General features: G+C 30.7%; 16 protein-coding genes and 1 tRNA gene. 11 read left to right on the top strand and 6 right to left on the bottom strand.

The annotated features are described in order from the left end of the window. Positions 1-58 precede the first annotated feature (58 nt). From KQS_RS07505 to KQS_RS07465, 9 genes are all read left to right on the top strand, one after another. Complete coding sequence (locus KQS_RS07505; RefSeq protein ID WP_014388595.1) at positions 59-2,878, top strand: type I restriction endonuclease subunit R; 2,820 nt, start codon at positions 59-61, stop codon at positions 2,876-2,878. 3 nt (positions 2,879-2,881) lie between these two features. Next, entirely contained in the window at positions 2,882-4,138 is a 1,257-nt protein-coding gene (locus KQS_RS14000) for a DUF6161 domain-containing protein (protein WP_014388594.1), read from the top strand. 88 nt (positions 4,139-4,226) lie between these two features. Continuing rightward, positions 4,227-5,870 (top strand): P-loop ATPase, Sll1717 family, encoded by a 1,644-nt coding sequence (locus KQS_RS07495; protein WP_014388593.1) that lies wholly within the window; start codon positions 4,227-4,229, stop codon positions 5,868-5,870. Next, positions 5,857-7,008 carry a restriction endonuclease subunit S gene (locus tag KQS_RS07490; protein ID WP_014388592.1) on the top strand — a complete coding sequence of 384 codons (1,152 nt, stop codon included), beginning with the start codon at positions 5,857-5,859 and terminating at the stop codon, positions 7,006-7,008. The genes KQS_RS07495 and KQS_RS07490 overlap by 14 nt, the downstream gene beginning before the upstream one ends. An 11-nt stretch (positions 7,009-7,019) precedes the next feature. Further along, positions 7,020-7,499 (top strand): DNA-deoxyinosine glycosylase, encoded by a 480-nt coding sequence (locus KQS_RS07485; protein ID WP_014388591.1) that lies wholly within the window; start codon positions 7,020-7,022, stop codon positions 7,497-7,499. A gap of 14 nt (positions 7,500-7,513) precedes the next feature. Further along, complete coding sequence (locus KQS_RS07480) at positions 7,514-8,719, top strand: ComEC/Rec2 family competence protein (RefSeq protein WP_014388590.1); 1,206 nt, start codon at positions 7,514-7,516, stop codon at positions 8,717-8,719. A gap of 1 nt (position 8,720) precedes the next feature. Continuing rightward, the gene (locus KQS_RS07475; protein ID WP_014388589.1) at positions 8,721-10,199 is read left to right on the top strand and encodes a class I SAM-dependent DNA methyltransferase; all 1,479 of its coding nucleotides are present in this window, start codon (positions 8,721-8,723) and stop codon (positions 10,197-10,199) included. A 155-nt stretch (positions 10,200-10,354) separates the two neighbouring features. After that, entirely contained in the window at positions 10,355-10,645 is a 291-nt protein-coding gene (locus KQS_RS07470; protein WP_014388588.1) for a helix-turn-helix domain-containing protein, read from the top strand. A gap of 6 nt (positions 10,646-10,651) precedes the next feature. Further along, positions 10,652-11,902, top strand: coding sequence for a type II toxin-antitoxin system HipA family toxin (locus KQS_RS07465; RefSeq protein ID WP_014388587.1), 1,251 nt, complete (start codon positions 10,652-10,654; stop codon positions 11,900-11,902). 19 nt (positions 11,903-11,921) lie between these two features. On the opposite strand, the gene KQS_RS07460 is transcribed toward KQS_RS07465, so the two are convergent. Next, entirely contained in the window at positions 11,922-13,133 is a 1,212-nt protein-coding gene (locus KQS_RS07460) for a tyrosine-type recombinase/integrase (protein ID WP_014388586.1), read from the bottom strand. A 66-nt stretch (positions 13,134-13,199) separates the two neighbouring features. Then, positions 13,200-13,273: transfer RNA gene (locus KQS_RS07455), tRNA-Met, on the bottom strand. Between the two features lie 261 nt (positions 13,274-13,534). Here KQS_RS07455 and KQS_RS07450 point away from each other — a divergent pair. Then, positions 13,535-13,927: an START-like domain-containing protein gene (locus KQS_RS07450; RefSeq protein ID WP_014388585.1), complete on the top strand. Its 393-nt coding sequence runs from the start codon at positions 13,535-13,537 to the stop codon at positions 13,925-13,927. A gap of 46 nt (positions 13,928-13,973) precedes the next feature. Next, a complete protein-coding gene (locus KQS_RS07445) occupies positions 13,974-14,804 on the top strand; it encodes an aminotransferase class IV (RefSeq protein ID WP_014388584.1) in 831 nt (276 codons plus the stop codon). Here the strand turns inward: KQS_RS07445 and KQS_RS07440 are convergent. The 4 genes from KQS_RS07440 to KQS_RS07425 all read right to left on the bottom strand — a co-directional run bounded on the left by KQS_RS07440 (position 14,797) and on the right by KQS_RS07425 (position 18,753). Then, positions 14,797-15,357: a YqgE/AlgH family protein gene (locus KQS_RS07440; RefSeq protein ID WP_014388583.1), complete on the bottom strand. Its 561-nt coding sequence runs from the start codon at positions 15,355-15,357 to the stop codon at positions 14,797-14,799. The genes KQS_RS07445 and KQS_RS07440 overlap by 8 nt on opposite strands. A 124-nt stretch (positions 15,358-15,481) precedes the next feature. Next, entirely contained in the window at positions 15,482-15,760 is a 279-nt protein-coding gene (locus KQS_RS07435; RefSeq protein ID WP_014388582.1) for an HU family DNA-binding protein, read from the bottom strand. Positions 15,761-15,922: 162 nt separating this feature from the next. Beyond that, positions 15,923-16,870 (bottom strand): methionyl-tRNA formyltransferase, encoded by a 948-nt coding sequence (gene fmt, locus KQS_RS07430; protein ID WP_041252037.1) that lies wholly within the window; start codon positions 16,868-16,870, stop codon positions 15,923-15,925. Further along, the gene (locus KQS_RS07425) at positions 16,870-18,753 is read right to left on the bottom strand and encodes a RecQ family ATP-dependent DNA helicase (RefSeq protein ID WP_014388580.1); all 1,884 of its coding nucleotides are present in this window, start codon (positions 18,751-18,753) and stop codon (positions 16,870-16,872) included. Before KQS_RS07425 ends, fmt begins: the two co-directional genes overlap by 1 nt. Positions 18,754-18,758: the final 5 nt, after the last annotated feature.

The following is an 18,758-nucleotide window of genomic DNA, read 5'->3' as shown; positions in this document are numbered from 1 at the left end:
AAAAGTCTTGTTTGTAAGAAAAAATAGTAGTAAGTTTGGGGAAAATCTAATTTCAATTATGACAAATCAAAATCCTGAACAAATTGCTCGAGATGAAATAGATAAGCAGTTATTGGCTTGTGGATGGGTCATACAAAATAAATCACAAATTAACTTAGCTGCCAATATTGGGGTTGCGGTGCGTGAGTACCAAACCAATGTAGGACCTGCCGATTATGTGTTGTTTGTGAATCAAACACCTGTAGGCGTTATTGAAGCCAAACGCTCTGAGTTAGGACAATCTTTGTCTATGGTGGAAGAGCAAGGAGAAGACTATGCCAAAGCCAAACTAAAATACTTGAATAATGATCCTTTGCCTTTTGTGTACATTAGCACGGGAGATATTACCAAATTTACGAATTATAAAGACCCAAAACCAAGAGCACGAGAAGTATTCACGTTTCACCGACCTGAAACTTTGGCTTCTTGGATAAAAAATGAAAAAACGCTAAGAGCGGGTTTATTAGATATTCCGCAATTGCCGATCGATGGTTTACGGGATTGCCAAATTGATACAATTACCGAATTAGAAAAATCCTTTAAAGATTTCAGACCCAAATCATTGGTGCAAATGGCAACGGGTTCGGGAAAAACTTTTACAGCTATTACCTTTATTTATCGCTTGTTGAAGTTTGCCAAAGCGAAACGCATCTTATTTTTAGTAGATACCAAAAACTTGGGCGAGCAAGCCGAACAAGAATTCATGGCGTATTTGCCGAATGATTCTAATAGTAAGTTTACCGAATTGCATCCAGTGACCCGATTGAAAAGCAGTTTCATTCCGCAAGACAATCAGGTGTATATCAGTACGATTCAACGGATGTATTCCATTTTAAAAGGTAATGAAATGGATGAAAGTGCCGAAGAATTGAATCCGTATGAATATGTACAAACGAAAGAACCTTTGCCTGTAGTGTACAACGAGAAAATACCGATTGAATTTTTCGATTTTATTGTGATTGACGAATGTCACCGCAGTATTTACAACTTGTGGCGACAAGTATTGGATTACTTTGATGCGTTTCAAGTGGGCTTAACCGCTACGCCTGATAACCGTACGTTTATGTATTTCAATCAGAATGTAGTTTCGGATTATGGTTATGAAAAAGCGGTGGTAGATGGTGTTTTGGTGCCCTATAATGTATTTACTATTGAAACTAAAATATCCAAAGAAGGTGCTGCAATTGGTGTAGGCGAACAAGTAGACAAACGCGAACGCTTAACCCGAAAAAAGTTTTGGGAAACCGTAGATGAAGATATTGCTTATTCGGGTAGACAATTGGATAAAGATATTGTGAATCCTAGTACCATAAGAACGATTGTAAAAGCCGTTCGTGATAATTTACCGAATATGTTTCCTGACCGTTTTGACGAACATGGCAATTTTGAAGTTCCCAAAATGCTAATTTTTGCCAAAAGTGACAGTCATGCCGAAGATATTATTGACATTGTTCGAGAGGAATTTGGCGAAGAAAATAAGTTTTGTAAAAAGATTACCTATCAATCTACCGAAGACCCCAAAAGCATTTTGAGTCAGTTTCGTAACGAATACTATCCACGTGTAGCCGTTACGGTAGATATGATTGCAACAGGAACCGATATTAGACCGCTGGAAGTGTTGTTGTTTATGCGAGATGTGAAGAGTAAAAGTTACTATGAACAAATGAAAGGTCGTGGTACGCGTACTTGTACGTTAGAAGAACTACGTAAAACAGGAACGCCAACTGCGAAATTTAACAAAGACCATTTTGTGATTATTGATGCCATTGGTGTTGAAAAATCACAAAAGACCGATAGCCGACCTTTAGAAAAAGCCCCTGGTGTGGCATTAAAAGATGTGTTGGGCAATATTGCAATGGGCAATCGCTCGGAAGAAATGTTAACAACTTTAGCCAATCGTTTGATTCGTTTAGACCGTCAAATTAACCCAAAAGAAAAAGAAAAATTTGCCGAGTTAGCCAATGGTTTAGAGATTAAGCAAGTGGTACAAAAGTTATTGCAGGCGTACGACCCAGATGTAAGAGAGCAATTAGCAATTAGCTGTCAGCAAAAAATGTTAGGACAAGCGCCAGCCGTTATAGAACAAGCCATTGAAACGGAGCACCGTGCTATTATAGAACAAGCGGTTGCGGTGTTGCATAATCCTGATTTACGCAATTACATTATAGACGTACGTAAAAAATACGACCAAATTATTGATACCCTCAATATTGACGAAGTAACCAATATGGGTTGGGTAAAAGACGTTACCGAGCAAGCGCAAAGCATCGTAACTGCTTTTGAAACTTGGGTAGCCAATAACCAAGACGAAGCCTTAGCCTTGCAAATTTTTTATGATGAACCGTACCGAAGAAGGGAATTGACCTATAAAATGATACGCGATTTATACGAGAAATTGGTATTGGAACAACCTACCTTGAACGCACCTAAACTTTGGGATGCTTATGCTGAATTGGAAGACAACCAAGACAAAGACAAATTCGTAAAACGAATGCCGAGAACCGAAAAACCTAAACAAGATTTGGTACTCTTGGTTTCTGTGATTCGTAAAGCCTTAAAAATAGATGAGTATTTAACGGCTTATGACAAAACGGTGGATAGAAACTTTCAAGAGTGGATATTTAAGAAAAATGCGGGGCAACACAATACCTATACGGAAGAACAAATGCAATGGTTGCGCATGATTAAAGATTATATTGCCAACTCCTTCCATTTAGACACCGAAGATTTTGAACTGAACCCGTTTAACGCATACGGTGGTTTAGGGAAGTTTTACCAGTTGTTTGGCAACCAGTATATAGAAATTATAGAAGAATTAAACGAAGTATTAGCGGCATAGATTATGACAAAAACAGAATTTAAAAAACTGATTTCTAATTCTACGAACCCGACTTGGTTTAAAGAAAAAAAAATAGAATTAAATTCAGCAAATGCTAATGAATTTAAAATATCATTTAATGATGTGAGTTCATTCTATGATTTTTTATTTAATGAAGTTAAAAAATGGAATGATTTTCAAGGTGAAATACCAACTGAATTAAATGATTCAAAAGCTTATTTTGAAAGAAATAAAAAGGCAATTGAAAATTTTGTTATTTCTTTTTCAGATAAAGAATCAAATTATTATGATTTAAATTGGAATTCGGTTTCAAGAAATTTTAGTCTAGGCATTCCAATTTTTAATTTTGATACTATTGAAGTTACTTTTTTATTGGATTTGTATAATAAAAATAAAACATACTATCATGGTGCATATAGTTTCATAACTAACAATTTGAGAGAAGTAAATAGTAATAAAAATAATTTTATAGGTGCAACCTTAGCTAATGATTTTATAAATAAAGAAACTTTTTTAAAATATTCTAGAAAAGAAAGTGAACAAAAAATTTTTGGTAATTTAAAAAATGAATTTCAATTAGCAATTGAAAATGCTACTAAAGATGTTACAGAACATCTAACTAATGCCAATAATGATTACAAAGAATATGTAAAATCTTTAGATGAATTAAAAAATGAAAAAGACTCTTCTTTTCAACATTGGTTTGCTACTTCTAAAAATGCCTTTGACAATTTTAATACAACATCAGCAAAAAGGATTGAAGAATTAAAAAAACTATATGAAGAAGAATTAGCCCTTAAAGCTCCTGCACAATATTGGGAAGAACGTGCCAATGAAATGAGAATTCAAGGTCAATGGTGGTTAGTAGGTTTAACTTTATCAATTATTATTGGAGTTATTTGTTTATATAATCTTCTAAATTCAATAGGTGTTGGGGAATATGAAAAAATGTTTAAAAATACAGGTAGTTCCATAAAATGGTCGATTGTTTTCATAACTTTTATAACATTTTTAGCTTTCTTGATTAGAGCATTTACAAAACTTACTTTTAGTTCATTTCACCTGTCAAGAGATGCTCAAGAACGAAAACAATTAACCTATGTGTATTTAGCACTTAAAGAAAATAATGCGGTTTCTGATATCGATAGAAACATAGTTTTACAATCTATTTTTAGCCGTGCTGATACTGGATTACTAAAAGAAGATTCATCGCCAACTATGCCTAATTCAATTATTGAAAAAGTAGTAAAACCAAGTTAATGAAATGTGTCAAACAGAATTACCAATTTATTAGCAATACATAAATAAATTTATAAAAGTATTAAATGAATAGTTAGCGGCGTAAATTATGGCAAAATTTAAATTAAGGAAATCTTATCAAGTTGGTTCACCAGATGCTGAAACGGATGAATATGTGTTAAATGCATTTATCAAGATTGATAATCTGGATGAAATTCTAGACACAAAAAATCAAAAATCAATTTTATTAGGGAGAACTGGCTCTGGAAAGAGTGCAATAATAAAATATATTAAGAATACACAAGAAAATGTTTGTGTTATTGAACCTGAAGCTATGTCTTTGAGATTTTTAAGTAATTCAACTATTCTGAGATATTTTAACTCAATTGACGTTAATTTAAATCTTTTTTACAAAGTGCTTTGGAAGCATGTATTTATAGTTGAATTGTTAAAAATGTATTTTGATGAAAATTTAAATTCATTTAAACAGAAAACATTTTTTGAAAGAATAAAAGAGAAAATCTCAAAGGATAAAAAGAATTTTTCCAGAAAAGAGAGGGCTGTAAAGTACATGGAAACATGGTCAAATGATTTTTGGCAACAAACTGAATTATTGGTAAAAAGTTTTGAAGAAAATATTCAAAGAAAATTTGCTGACTCTGTTAATATTGATATTGAAGCAATCAAATTAGGATTGTCAGATGAGAAATTCAGAAATGAATCTTTTGTTTACGAAGCTAAAAATAAAGCAGAATCAATAATATCTAATTCACAAGTTATAGAGTTATTGGATATAATTGACATTATGAAAACTGATTTATTTAATAATCACCAAAAAAAATATTATATAGTTATTGATGATTTGGATAGAGAATGGGTAGAAGATTCTATTAGGCTTGATTTGATAGGAGCTATGATTGATGTTATTAAAGAATTTCGTCAATTATTAGGAGTAAAAATTATTATTTCTTTAAGGGAAAACTTAAATGAGATTGTTTTTCTTAAACATGAACATAAAGGTTTGCAAAGAGAAAAGCTTAAACCATTATATTCAAATTTGTCATGGAATGAGAAAGAATTAAAAAATCTAATAGATAAAAGATTAAAAATTTTATCTGAAGACCAGTTTAATGTTAAGGAAGCATTTTATGAAGAAAGGCGAGGTCATAAAAAAGGGTTTGATTATGTTTTAAAAAGAACATTTTACAGGCCTAGAGATATTATATCATTTTTAAATCATATTATAGAGAATTCAAACAATAAAGCATACTTTACAAATGATATTATTTCTAAAGCAGAACCATCATACTCGTTAGACAGATTTCAGGCTTTAGAAGATGAGTGGAATGAAAATTACGGTAAAATTTCTTACTTATGTAACTTCTTAAAAGGAAGTCATAATGGATTTAATTTAAAATCTGTTAGTGAAGAAAAATTTGCTGACATATATTTAGAAGATAAATATAAAGATTTTTTTAGAGGGGATTTAAAGAAAGCAGTTAATGATTGGAAAAGTGATTTAATTAACTTTCAAAGTTTTCTCAAAAAAGTGATATTTATTTTATACAGAATTGGTATTATTGGTGTTAAAAAAGGACCAAGTTTTCAGACTGCATTTTATTATTCAAAAGAGATTCTAATAGAAAAGTCAGATATATCTAATAACAGTAAATTTTACATACACCCATCTCTTTACTCTTATTTTAAAGTTAATGTAATTGATCAATTACCAGATGATTATGAACAAAAATAAAACATGGCAAACAAAAAAACTTGGAGAAGTTTGTTCAATACAAACGGGTAAATATGATGCAAATCATTCAAAGCCAAATGGTAAATATAGGTTTTATACATGTGCTTTTGATTATTTATACTGTGATACAAACAGGTTCAAGGGAGAATGTATAATATTACCAGGGAATGGGGCGAATGTTGGTGAAGTTTTTTATTACAATGGTGAATTTGACGCATATCAAAGAACTTATGTTTTAAATGAAATTAAAACAAATGCCAAATATTTATTTTATCATTTATATGGTAATTGGAAAACAAGAAATAAAGACAAACAATTTGGCTCGGCTACGAATTATATTCGTATGGCAAATTTCACTGATTATGAAATACCCGTTCCCCCACTAGAAATCCAACACGCCATCGTTTCCAAAATAGAAGAACTTTTTAGCGAGTTAGACCAAGGTTTAGCCGATTTAAAAACCGCACAAGCGCAACTAAAAGTGTACCGCCAAAGTGTGTTAAATTTATTGGCAACAAATGAAAATCTAACACCAATTGAAAAAATAATTAGCAAATTAGACCAAGGCTGGAGTCCCAAATGTGAAAATAATGCATCTGTAGATAAAACTCAATGGGCTGTAATAAAAACAAGTGCTGTTCAAAAAGGATATTTTGTTGAAATTGAAAATAAAATATTACCAAATAATTTAATTCCAAAAGAGCAACATGAAATTGAAGTAGGAGACATTTTAATTACTCGTGCAGGTCCAAGAGTTAGAGTTGGTATTTGTTGTATGGTTAAACATACAAGACCAAAATTGATTAATTGTGATAAGGTCTATAGAATTAAAGTTAATAAGGAACTTATTCTACCTGAATATTTTGAATATATAATCAATACGCCAAAATATCAGGATATAATAGAAAAAATGAAATCAGGGATTAGTGATAGTGGTTTAAATTTAACACAAAAAGTTTTTGTTAATATTACAATACCACTACCACCAATCGAAGAACAGCACCTTATCGTTCAAGAAATTGAAAGTCGTTTAAGCGTTGCCGATAAAATGGAGGAAAGTATACTAGAGAGTTTACAAAAAGCAGAAGCTTTAAGGCAAAGTATTTTGAAAAAGGCGTTTAGTGGGGAGTTGATTTAAAAAATAAGATTATGAAAGTTTATTCATTTCCACCAATATCTAATAAAAATTCTAAAATTTTAATTTTAGGAACAATGCCAGGTATTACTTCTTTAGAATTGAATCAGTATTACGGTCATCCAAGAAATGCATTTTGGAAATTATTGTTTGAAATTTTTAATGAACCATTTTCTACAGATTATGAAATCAGAAAAAAAATGGTTCTAAAAAATAATGTTGCTATATGGGATGTTTTACAAGCTTGTGTAAGAGAAGGAAGTTTGGATAGTGCCATAGAACAAGAAATTCCTAATGATTTTACTAATTTTTTAAATGAACATCCAAATATTGATACAATTGTATTTAATGGACAGAAAGCAGCAAAGTTTTTTCAGAAATATGTTAAGGTTTCAAAAACTATTCAATATGTAAATTTACCTTCAACAAGTCCTGCAAATGCTGGAATTTCGTTTGATAAGAAGTTGGAGGAGTGGAGGAAGTTTTTTAATTAATACTCATTTAATTTATGTATTATTATTACTATAATAAGTATTATCCTCAAGATGTTTTAGTTGTAATTGAGGAAGTTAATTGGAAAGAAAATTACATAATTTTTGATTTTTTAGATTCTGAAGAATTTTTAAAGTTTGATACTTTTTTAGAAATTCAGCATTTAGAATCAAAAACTTCAATGGTAAAAATAGTTAACTACTCACAAAAAAGAGTAAGAGAAAATACTATTTATGCAATAAATAAAGAAGTTTTTTCAAATTTGAATGATAGTATAGAGATTATTGAAGATTCTTATTTATTTGGATATACCATCAATCTGTCTCAAAACAGTATTCCATTTTTTTTACAATCAGTATCTTTTAATATTGAAGAGAAATTTAATATAGGAGCTATAGCAAGAGGAAATCTTTCAACAAATTTTCTGGATATAAAGTTAAAAGACAATATTGAAGTGAATGTTAGAGATGTTGGACAAGGTAACTGGAACGAAATTATTAATGATAAAATAGTTAAAGTTGTATATGATGTTGGAGCTCCTATGAATGCAAGTAAAAGCATAGTCAGAGGTTACATTGGAAATAAAACAATTGAATATTCTCAAAATAAGCCAATTTTAGTTTTATCTCATTGGGATAAAGATCATTATCATTCATTAATTGGTATGACAAATTTAGAACTTCAATGTTTTTCTAGTTTTATATGTCCGTCGTTTCTTCCAAATATTACGAGTAGAATATTATTTTCAAGAATTGTTTCAGCTATTGGTATAAATAATGTACTTACTATCCATAATCTACCGAAACTAAGAGGAATCCCACCAATTTTAGATTTAATTTCACCTCCTAATAATAAATTGAAAATTTTTAATTCGACTGAAAATAAAGATAGAAATAAATCAGGTATTGTACTTGCAATTGTTACTAGTAAATCAAGTATAATTATGCCTGCTGATTGTCATTACGAATTGATTTCAAATTTTATATTGCCGTTAATTAATCATACAAATTTACACAGTTTGATAGTTCCCCATCATGGAGGAAAAGCTGGCTTATATAATTATAATTTATCACCAGGTTCAAATCCTAATCTTGCACTTATTTCTGTTGGTAAAAATAGATATGGACATCCAATGGCACATTATACAAATTCTTTAACTTTAGACGGTTTTAAAGTTATATCAACACAAGATTTAACTAATGATATCTTAATTCAATTATAAAATGAGCAACACAAATTCCACTATAGTAAGTAAAGTATGGGCCTTTTGTCAAACCTTAAGAGATGATGGTGTAGGTTATGGCGATTACCTGGAGCAGTTAACGTATTTACTGTTTTTAAAAATGGCACACGAGTACAGTTTGCCGCCGCATAACCGTAACTTAAATATTCCAACCAATTTAAACTGGGAAAGTCTTTTAAACAAAAGCGGAGAAGAATTAGAAGTGCATTATACGAAAATGCTACGTGAGTTGGGACAAAGCAAAGGAATTTTAGGTCAAATTTTTACCAAAAGTCAAAACAAAATACAAGACCCTGCCAAGCTTTTCAAACTCATCAAAATGATAGATGCCGAAAACTGGGTCATGATGGGCGTAAAAGACAAAGGTGACATTTATGAAGGCTTATTAGAAAAAAACGCAGAAGATACCAAAAGTGGGGCTGGGCAGTACTTTACCCCTAGACCATTAATTAAAGCGATGGTTACGTGTTTGAATCCGCAACCTATGAAAACCATAGGCGACCCCGCTTGTGGTACAGGAGGTTTCTTTTTAGCAGCTTACGACCATTTAACCGAGCAAAACTTAGATAAAGAACAAAAGCAGTTTTTAAAATACCACACGTTTAGAGGTAATGAAATTGTAGCCAGTACGCGTCGTTTAGCACTAATGAACTTGTTTTTACACAACATTGGCGATATCGATTCGGATAATTTTATTTCCCCAAACGATTCGTTAGTAGCCGATAATGGTGACCGTTTTGATTATATTTTAGCGAATCCGCCTTTTGGTAAAAAGAGTAGCATGACCATTACCAACGAGGCAGGCGAACAAGAGAAAGACGATTTAACCTATAGCCGTCAGGATTTCTGGGTAACTACGAGTAACAAGCAGTTGAACTTTGTACAGCACATTAGAACCCAATTAAAAGAAGACGGTAAAGCGGCAGTAGTACTTCCTGATAACGTTTTGTTTGAAGGAGGTGCAGGAGAAACTGTGCGTAAGAAGTTGTTAGAAACGACTAATCTCCACACGATTTTACGTTTGCCAACGGGTATTTTCTATGCCAATGGCGTAAAAGCGAATGTGTTGTTCTTTGATGGTAAACCAGCGAGTAAGGAAGTACAAACCAAAGAAATTTGGGTGTACGATTACCGTACCAATATTCACCATACGCTTAAGAAAAATCCTTTAAAATATAGTGACTTACAAGAGTTTTTAGACTTGTATTTAGAGGGTAATACGGCTAAGAGAAAAGAAACCTTTTCCGAAACGAATCCGGAAGGTAGATGGCGTAAATTTTCGTATGATGAGGTGATTGCAAGAGACAAAACCAGTTTAGACATCACGTGGTTAAAAGACAAATCCCTAGCTGATTTAGATAATCTACCTGACCCTGATGAGTTAGCAGAAGAAATTGTAGAAAATATTGAAGCCGGTTTAGAGAGTTTTAGAGCAATTATTGCGAGTTTTAAGAATTAAGATAAAGACATTATTAATCTTTTGGACTTTCTATTTAATAGTTGAAGACTTACTTTTCTACAAGTTAAAAAGCAAAAAACAACGAATAACTTGTAAAAATGATTGTTATTTCAAACAAAAACATTAATTTTGTTTGAAATAACAATCATTTTTGTATGAATGCTAAAAAGCAAACTATTTTTCCTAAGTACAATTTAGTATTGGAAAAAATGGGAGAAAACATAAAAATAGCACGTAAAAGACGTAAATTAACCACGATACAAGTGGCTGAGCGTGCGGATATTTCTCGTTCTACATTGTACCTGATAGAATCGGGAAATCCTAGTGTTGCAATGGGAGCTTACTTTAATGTATTACGAGTATTAGGACTTCAAGATGATTTTTTAAAATTAGCTGCCGACGATGAACTAGGTAGAAGATTACAAGATCTAGAACTTTTAAAGTAGTAGAAAATGGCACTTAATAAAACGGATATTTATGTGTATGCTCATTGGTTAGGAATGCAAGAGCCAAAATTAATTGGCATATTGTCAGCGCAACAAGCTAAAGGTAAAAAAGCATTTAGTTTTCAATATGATGCGCAATGGCTTAAAACAGGACAAAAGTTTTTGCTTGACCCAGATATTAGTTTGTTTTCAGGTTCTCAATATCCAAATCAAAAAGAAAACTTTGGAATTTTTCTAGATAGTATGCCTGATACATGGGGAAGAACTTTAATGAAACGAAAAGCAGTACAAGCGGCTAAAGAGAACAACACTAAAGCACCAACACTTTACGATATCGATTTTCTTTTAGGAGTTTATGATGAGAGTAGGATGGGAGCATTGCGTTTTAAAATAGACCCCGAAGGTGATTTTCTAGATAATGATAAAATTACTTCAACACCACCTTGGTCCTCAATTAGAGAGCTTCAAAATGCTGCAGAAAATATTGAAGACGATAAAGATAATGATGAGGTTAAAAAATGGTTGTCAATTTTAATAGCACCAGGTTCTTCACTAGGTGGAGCTAGGCCCAAAGCCAATATTTTAGATACAGACAAAAGTTTATGGATTGCCAAATTTCCATCAAAATCAGATACAATAGATAAAGCAGCGTGGGAATATTTAGCTTATGAATTGGCTATTAAAGTAGGAATCAAAATGGCGCCATGCAGAATAGAGAAAATCATGGGAAATTATCATACCTTTTTTACGAAGCGTTTTGATAGGGAAAATGGAGAGCGAATCCATTTTGCATCAGCCATGACTATGACTGGAAATAACGAAGAAACAATAAAAAATCAACATCCAAGTTATTTAGAAATAGCTGAATTTATTAGCAATCATGGAGTAAATATTGATGAAAATTTACACCAATTATGGAGAAGAATTGTTTTTAATATTAGTATTTCAAATACTGACGATCATCTTAGAAATCATGGTTTTATTTTAACAAATGAAGGGTGGATTTTAGCTCCAGCGTATGATTTAAATCCATCTATCGACAAAGACGGTTTATCATTAAATATTGACATGGACAATAATGAATTAGATTTTGAATTGGCTAAAAGTGTTGGTGAATACTTCAGATTAAATGAAATACAAATGAACGCCATAATTGATGAGGTTACAAGTGAGGTAAGTAAATGGAAAGATATTGCAAACAAAATCGGAATATCAAGAAGTGAGCAACAATTAATGCAAAAAGCATTTAATTTCTAAAACTTAGGAATTTTCATTTTTATAAATACTTCGAATAATCCTCAGGAATATAAGCATTTATTTCCCTCAAGTATTTTCTTAGGGCTGTTTTGCTCGTATGTCCAGTTATTGACATGATATTAGATTCAGCTTCCTCTGGTGTCATCTCTTTAATAAAGGTGTTGTAGAGCTTGGTAATAAAGGTGTGTCTAAAACTGTACAAACCATAATCTTTACCTAATTTGAATTTCTTTTTAACTTCTAAAAAATAATCGGAATAATCATTTCTTCGGCTGGTTTCGTTAGCTTCCCAATACTGTCCAAAATCTTTTCTTCCAAATAAAAATGCATCTTTTGGATATTGAGAAATATTGGGCATTTCATCTATTAGAACTTGTGGAATTCGCTTTAATTTGAAGCCTGTTTTGGTATTAATTTTTAAAATTTTATCATTCAAATCAATATCTCCAATCGTAATGCGATTGACTTCAACTGGTCTTAAAAAGTTGTAAGAAATGAATTTGACATACAAAGAAAGTAACTTGTTGTTTTTGTCCAAATGCTCGAATAATTTAGTTTCTTCAGAACTGGTATAGGATTTATTCTTTTCAGGATTGCTTTTTAAAACAGGAATTTTAAGAATAAAGTTATCTACTATTATTTCGTTATCTGCTAAAACCGTAAATATTGAACTAATATCGGTACGAGTATTATTTCTATTCTTTGCTGAGGTTGCAATTAAAACTTCATTTAGATAAGTTGTAATTACCTTTTTATTGACAGAAGAAATCAATCTATTTTTAAATCCATTTTCATTTAGCCACTTTTCAAAACGCAATATTCGTCCTTCTAATCCTTTGTATGATGTTTCTGCTAAAGTATTTTTTTTGATATTCAAAGCAAATTCAAAAGCCTCTTTAATCGATTTATTATTAGATTCTTCTTCAAAGTTGAATTTGTTATCAGGATTGTATGGATTGAATCCATCTTTTAGAAGCAAAGATAGGTTTCGTTGCATAGTTTTTAGCCATAGCAATCGTTCACGCTTTTCTAAATGTTGGGGAGCATAAATATTGCTTGGAAATCTCTCAAGTGGTCCATCTAACTTCTTTCGAAAAGAAAAATAAACATACCAACGCTTTGATAAATCACCATCAGCATCGTATATTTTTGGTTCTGAATATTTTTTCTTTACTTTCAAAACGTGTTCAAAATCGTGTTCACTTTGCAAATATCGTAATAAATTAGACATAAAAAAAGCAGGATTAAATAGCTCTAATCCTGCTTAAAATCTAACTTTTCGATTTTTTAAAACTCGTAGCGAAGACGGGAGTTGAACCCGTGACCTCAGGGTTATGAATCCTGCGCTCTAACCAACTGAGCTACCTCGCCATTTTTGTTGGTCTCGCATCTGTCTCAATGCGGGTGCAAATATAGCACTTATTCAGTACTTTCCAAATATATTTAAAAAAAAAATATACTTTTTTTTCTGTTAAAAAATATATTGAAATTTTGTGTAATTAATTAAACTTTTTTTATATTTTGCTCAAAAATTAATACTTTTAATACGTGTAAATCTAAAATATTGAATTTTAGCTAATTAGTTTTAATTTTGAGATTTTTAATGTGTAAAAAAGCTAAAAAAAGAAAAAAATGAAGCAAAAAGTAAAATATGAACTTGAATTCCCCATCCATTCTTCACCGCAATTATTGTATCAATATATGCTAACTCCATCAGGTTTATCTGAATGGTTTGCGGATAATGTTAATTCTAGAGGGGAATTTTACACTTTTATGTGGGATGACTCTGAAGAAAAAGCCAAATTAGCGTCTAAAAAATCTGGAGAAAAAGTTAAGTTTAGATGGCTTGATGAAGATGGAAATGACACGGAATATTTCTTTGAAATGAAAATTCAAGTGGATGAAATTACACAAGATGTTTCTTTAATTGTGACTGATTTTTCTGAGCCGGAAGAAATTCATGAATCAAAATTATTATGGGAAAATTTAATTTCCGATTTAAAACACGTAATTGGTTCGGTTTAGTCTAAATTATAAAGTATATTTGTCCCGATTTTTATCGGGATTTTTTATGATTAATTTTAACGGTACACTACAAGACAATAGTGCTTTATATATTGAAACTAATAGAGGGTTTTTATTTGGAGATGCAGTTTTTGAAACGGTGAAAATCGTTAATTCAAAAATTGTTTTTTTAGAAGAACATTATTTGCGATTAATGGCTTCCATGCGAATTTGTAGAATGGAAATTCCCATGTTATTGACAATGGAATATTTTGAAGAGCAAATAGTATCATTATTACAAGCATTAAAATTTGTAAATGCAAGAGTACGATTCACTGTTTTTAGAGATTCGGAAGGTTATTACACGCCAAATTCAAATGATGTAAAATTTGTTATTATGGCCAATGAGTTAAATAACACATTTTATTCTTTTTCAAATGAACCTTATGAAGTTGAATTGTTTAAAGATTTTCATTTGAGTAAGCACTTGTTATCAACAATAAAAACTAACAATAAAATGATACATACTTTAGCTGGAATTTTTGCTAAAGAAAATGATTATCAAAATTGTTTATTAATTAATGAAGATAAAAATATAGTAGAAGCAATTCAGGCAAATATTTTTATGAAAATGGGAGATGTAATTAGTACGCCTCCAATTTCAGAAGGTTGCCAAAATGGCATTTTAAGAAAACAAATAATTAAACTAATAAGTAAAAATACGAATATAAGATTTGAAGAAAAACCAATTTCACCTTTTGATTTGCAAAAAGCTGATGAATTATTTTTAACAAATGTTATTATAGGTATTCAGCCTATAACTAAGTATAGAAAAAAAATGTATGTTAATGATTTTGCAACTCAGTTATTAGAGGAATTAAATTGTTTGCTTAATTAAGAGAAGGATTTTCGGGAGAATTAGAAAACAATAGGTAATCACCACCTAATTGATTCATTTTTTCTTTCCAGAAGTTTTGACTATTTTTCCCGATAATTTTTTCTTTTAACTCGTTTTCTACAATAATCCATGAATTTTCTTCAAGTTCGTATTCCAGTTGATCCGTTTCCCAACCCGTATAACCTAAGAAGAAACGAATATTTTCTTTTAAAATAATTCCTTCATTGATTAGATTTTTTGTGATTTCAAAATCTCCTCCCCAATAAATTCCATTAGATATTTCGATACTATCAGGAATTAAATTAGGAACATTATGAATGAAATACAAATTATCTTGTTCCACAGGTCCACCGTTGTAGATAATAAAACTTGCGTTAATCTCAGGGATTAAATCATTAATCGTATGGGTAAGAGGTTTGTTAATAATAAAACCTACACTACCATCTTGATTGTGTTCAGTTAATAATATGACCGCTCTATTGAAAGAAATGTCATTTAAAATAGATGGTTCTGCTACAAGCAGACAACCTTTTTTGGGTAACATTGATATCATATAAGCTTCAATTTTGATTTGAATATAGTTAAAAAAAGTCAGAAAAACAAATTTTTACGATAAATAACAAAAAAAACCTCTCAAATTTGAGAGGTTTCTTTATTTTTCAAAAAATTATATCGAATTATTTTTTGTTTACTGATCCTTCTAATTCAGCACCTGCTTTGAATTTAACTACGTTTTTAGCAGCGATTTTGATAGTTTTACCAGTTTGAGGATTTCTACCTTCTCTTGCAGCTCTTTTAGAAACTGACCAAGAACCAAATCCTACTAATGAAACTCTTCCACCTTTTTGTAACGTTCCTTCAACGCTTTCTAAAAATGATTCTAAAGCTAATTTAGCAGCAGCTTTAGTAATTCCAGCAGAAGCTGCCATTGCATCGATTAATTCTGATTTGTTCATAATTAATGTTATTTAAATTGGGTTAAACTTAATTTTCTATTACAAATTTAGAATTATCATTGAATTGTGCAAGTATTTACACGTATTTTTACAAAAAATGTTGATAAATACGATGAAATGTTAATAAATCCGATGAAAAACCTAGTGAGTTCGTAGGAATTACTATAAAACATGGGCTTGCGAACTGAATTGAATACCGTTTAAAAGTTCATGAGTCAACATTCTTTTTTTGGCTGGAAATTGTAAACTGTGTACTTTTAACCATCCATCTTTTAAAGCAATTTTCATTTCTTTTTTGGTGGTATGAATACTATTTATCTTTTCTGTATGTTGTTCTTGAATAAATTCAACATCATATAGTTTTACATTCCATTCGTTTTCTCCATCTTTGATATAGGTCCAAGCAGCCGGATAGGGTGATAGTCCTCTAATTTGATTATGTATTTCTTTTCCCGATTTTGACCAATTGACCTTACAGTTTTCTTTATTTAATTTGTAAGCCGTTTTTAAATCGTCATTTTCTGGTTGAATAACCGTTTTTACTTCACCATTTTGAATTAAAGCTAAAGTTTCTAAAACAGTTTCTCCGCCTAATTGCATTAAACGATCATGTAAAGTTCCAGCATTTTCTTTTTCATCAATAGGAGTAGAGCGACTTAAAATCATGGCACCAGTATCAATTTTATCATCAATAAAAAAAGTAGTAACGCCTGTTTCTTTTTCTCCATTAATAATAGCCCAATTAATTGGTGCAGCTCCTCTATATTGAGGTAATAATGAAGCATGCAGATTAAATGTTCCGTATTTTGGCATTTTCCAAACAGCTTCTGGTAACATTCTAAAAGCAACAACTACTTGTAAATTAGCATGATAAGATGCAAGTTCGTTTAAAAAATCTTCATTTTTTAAGTTTGTTGGTTGTAATAAAGGTAATTGTTTTTCTAATGCATAGGCTTTCACCGCACTAATTGATACCTTTTGACCTCTACCTGCTGGTTTGTCTGGTGCTGTAATTACAGCTGCAATTTCATATCCTGCAGTATATATTCTATCAAGGATACCTACTGCAAAATCAGGTGTACCCATGAATATAATTTTTAATTTTTCCATTACTTAATTTGGTATTTTTTATTTTGATTTAAGAAAATTATATCATTTTCCAATAGTGTTTGAAGTGCAAAGATAAGTGCTTCATTTGATAGTTGTGAACTATGTTGTAATTCTTGTGAAGTCATTGCGCTTTTTTGAAGTAAATTCGTAATGACTGAAGTACTATCTTTTAGATTATCTTGTTTTTGTTGTAAACAAGTAGAACAAATTCCGCATGCTGTCTCGTTTTCTTCACCAAAATAGTTCGAAATTAAAACTGATTTACACGTTTTTTTATCGTTTACAAACGCAAGAATTGCTTCAAATTTTTCAATTTTTAATTGATTTTGATTGTTTAAATGTTTACTAATTCTATTTATTGTATAATCGTCTTCTCGAGGTTCGTTAAATATAATTTTACTGTCGTTTGAAAATAAGTGTAATTCAATAATGTCTTGTTGTTGTAACTTTTGCAAAAGAACAATTATAGTTTCTTCAGTTGTATTTGATTTATTGGCTATTAAAATTGTATTTATTGCGGTTAGTTGTTCAAATATACCAGGATAAGTTCTTAGGATAGCATTTATAATTGGCTCGTCTTTAGGATTTAAACTAATGTATCGAATTATTTCACGGCTTTCAATTAAAAATTGAATTTGAGCTTTATCGTTAGTTTCATTATTAAATGTTAAAATACCTTCTCGGTCTAAAAACTGAATGCAGCTAAAAGTTTTAGAAACAGGGAAATTATACTTTTGACAAAATATTTGTAGATTAAAAGTAAAGATTGTTCCAGTACCTTCGCCATAAGCAATTTGAAAATAATTATTTAAAGCATGATAAACTTTATTTAAAAAAGATTTATCGGGTAAAGAAGTGATAAATTGTTCTCTTGTTTTTTTGATATCAAATTCGTGAGTTAATAAAAGAGCATACGCTTTTTCACCATTTCGACCAGCTCTTCCAGCTTCTTGATAATAATTTTCAATATTTTCTGGTACTTGAAGATGAATTACAGTTTTTACATTGGGCTTGTCAATTCCCATTCCAAAGGCATTGGTGGCAACCATTATGAATGCTTTTTCTTCCATCCATAATTGCATATTTTGTGTTTTTTCTTTACTTTTTAGTCCGCCGTGATAATACGTTGCAGAAAAACCTAATTCATTTAATTGTTTACTAATTTCTAAACAAGCTTTTCTGTTGCGAACATAAACTATGGAAGGCTGAGGATTTTTTGTAAAAATCTGTTTTAATTTAGTTATTTTATCCTCTGTATAGATAACATGATAACCTAAATTGAATCGGTTAAACGATTTTTTAAAAACTTTTGTATTTTTAAATTGTAATAGTGAACAAATATCTTCTTGTACTTTTTCAGTAGCTGTTGCAGTTAGAGCAATAAAAGGTACATGAAAATGTTCTTTTAAATTGCTGATTTTTAAATAAGCAGGACGGAAGTCATGTCCCCATTGACTAATACAATGCGCTTCATCAATAGCAACTAAATTGATGTTTAATTGTTTGATACGTTCTAAAATCCAATCTTGTTGCAAACGTTCTGGTGAAACATATAAAAATTTATAACCTCCAAATGTACAATTATCTAGTAATTGACTGGTTTCTTCAAATGAAATACCACCAACCAAAGCGAGTGCTTTAATGTCTCTATTTTTTAAATTTTCAACCTGATCCTTCATTAAAGCAACCAAAGGAGAAATTACCAAACAAAGTCCAGGTTTTAATAAGGCTGGAATTTGAAAGCAAATTGATTTTCCGCCACCAGTTGGAAGCAATGCAAAGGTATCATTTCCTTCTAAAACACTTTGAATAATGGCATCTTGAGGAACACGGAAGGAATCGTAATTCCAATGTTTTTTTAAAACTTCTAACGCACTATTCATTACTT

It is taken from the genome of Flavobacterium indicum GPTSA100-9 = DSM 17447, from assembly GCF_000455605.1.
Classification (GTDB): Bacteria; Bacteroidota; Bacteroidia; order Flavobacteriales; family Flavobacteriaceae; genus Flavobacterium; species Flavobacterium indicum.
Note: the sequence above shows the minus strand (reverse complement) of the source record. Positions and strands in the feature narration are given on the sequence as shown.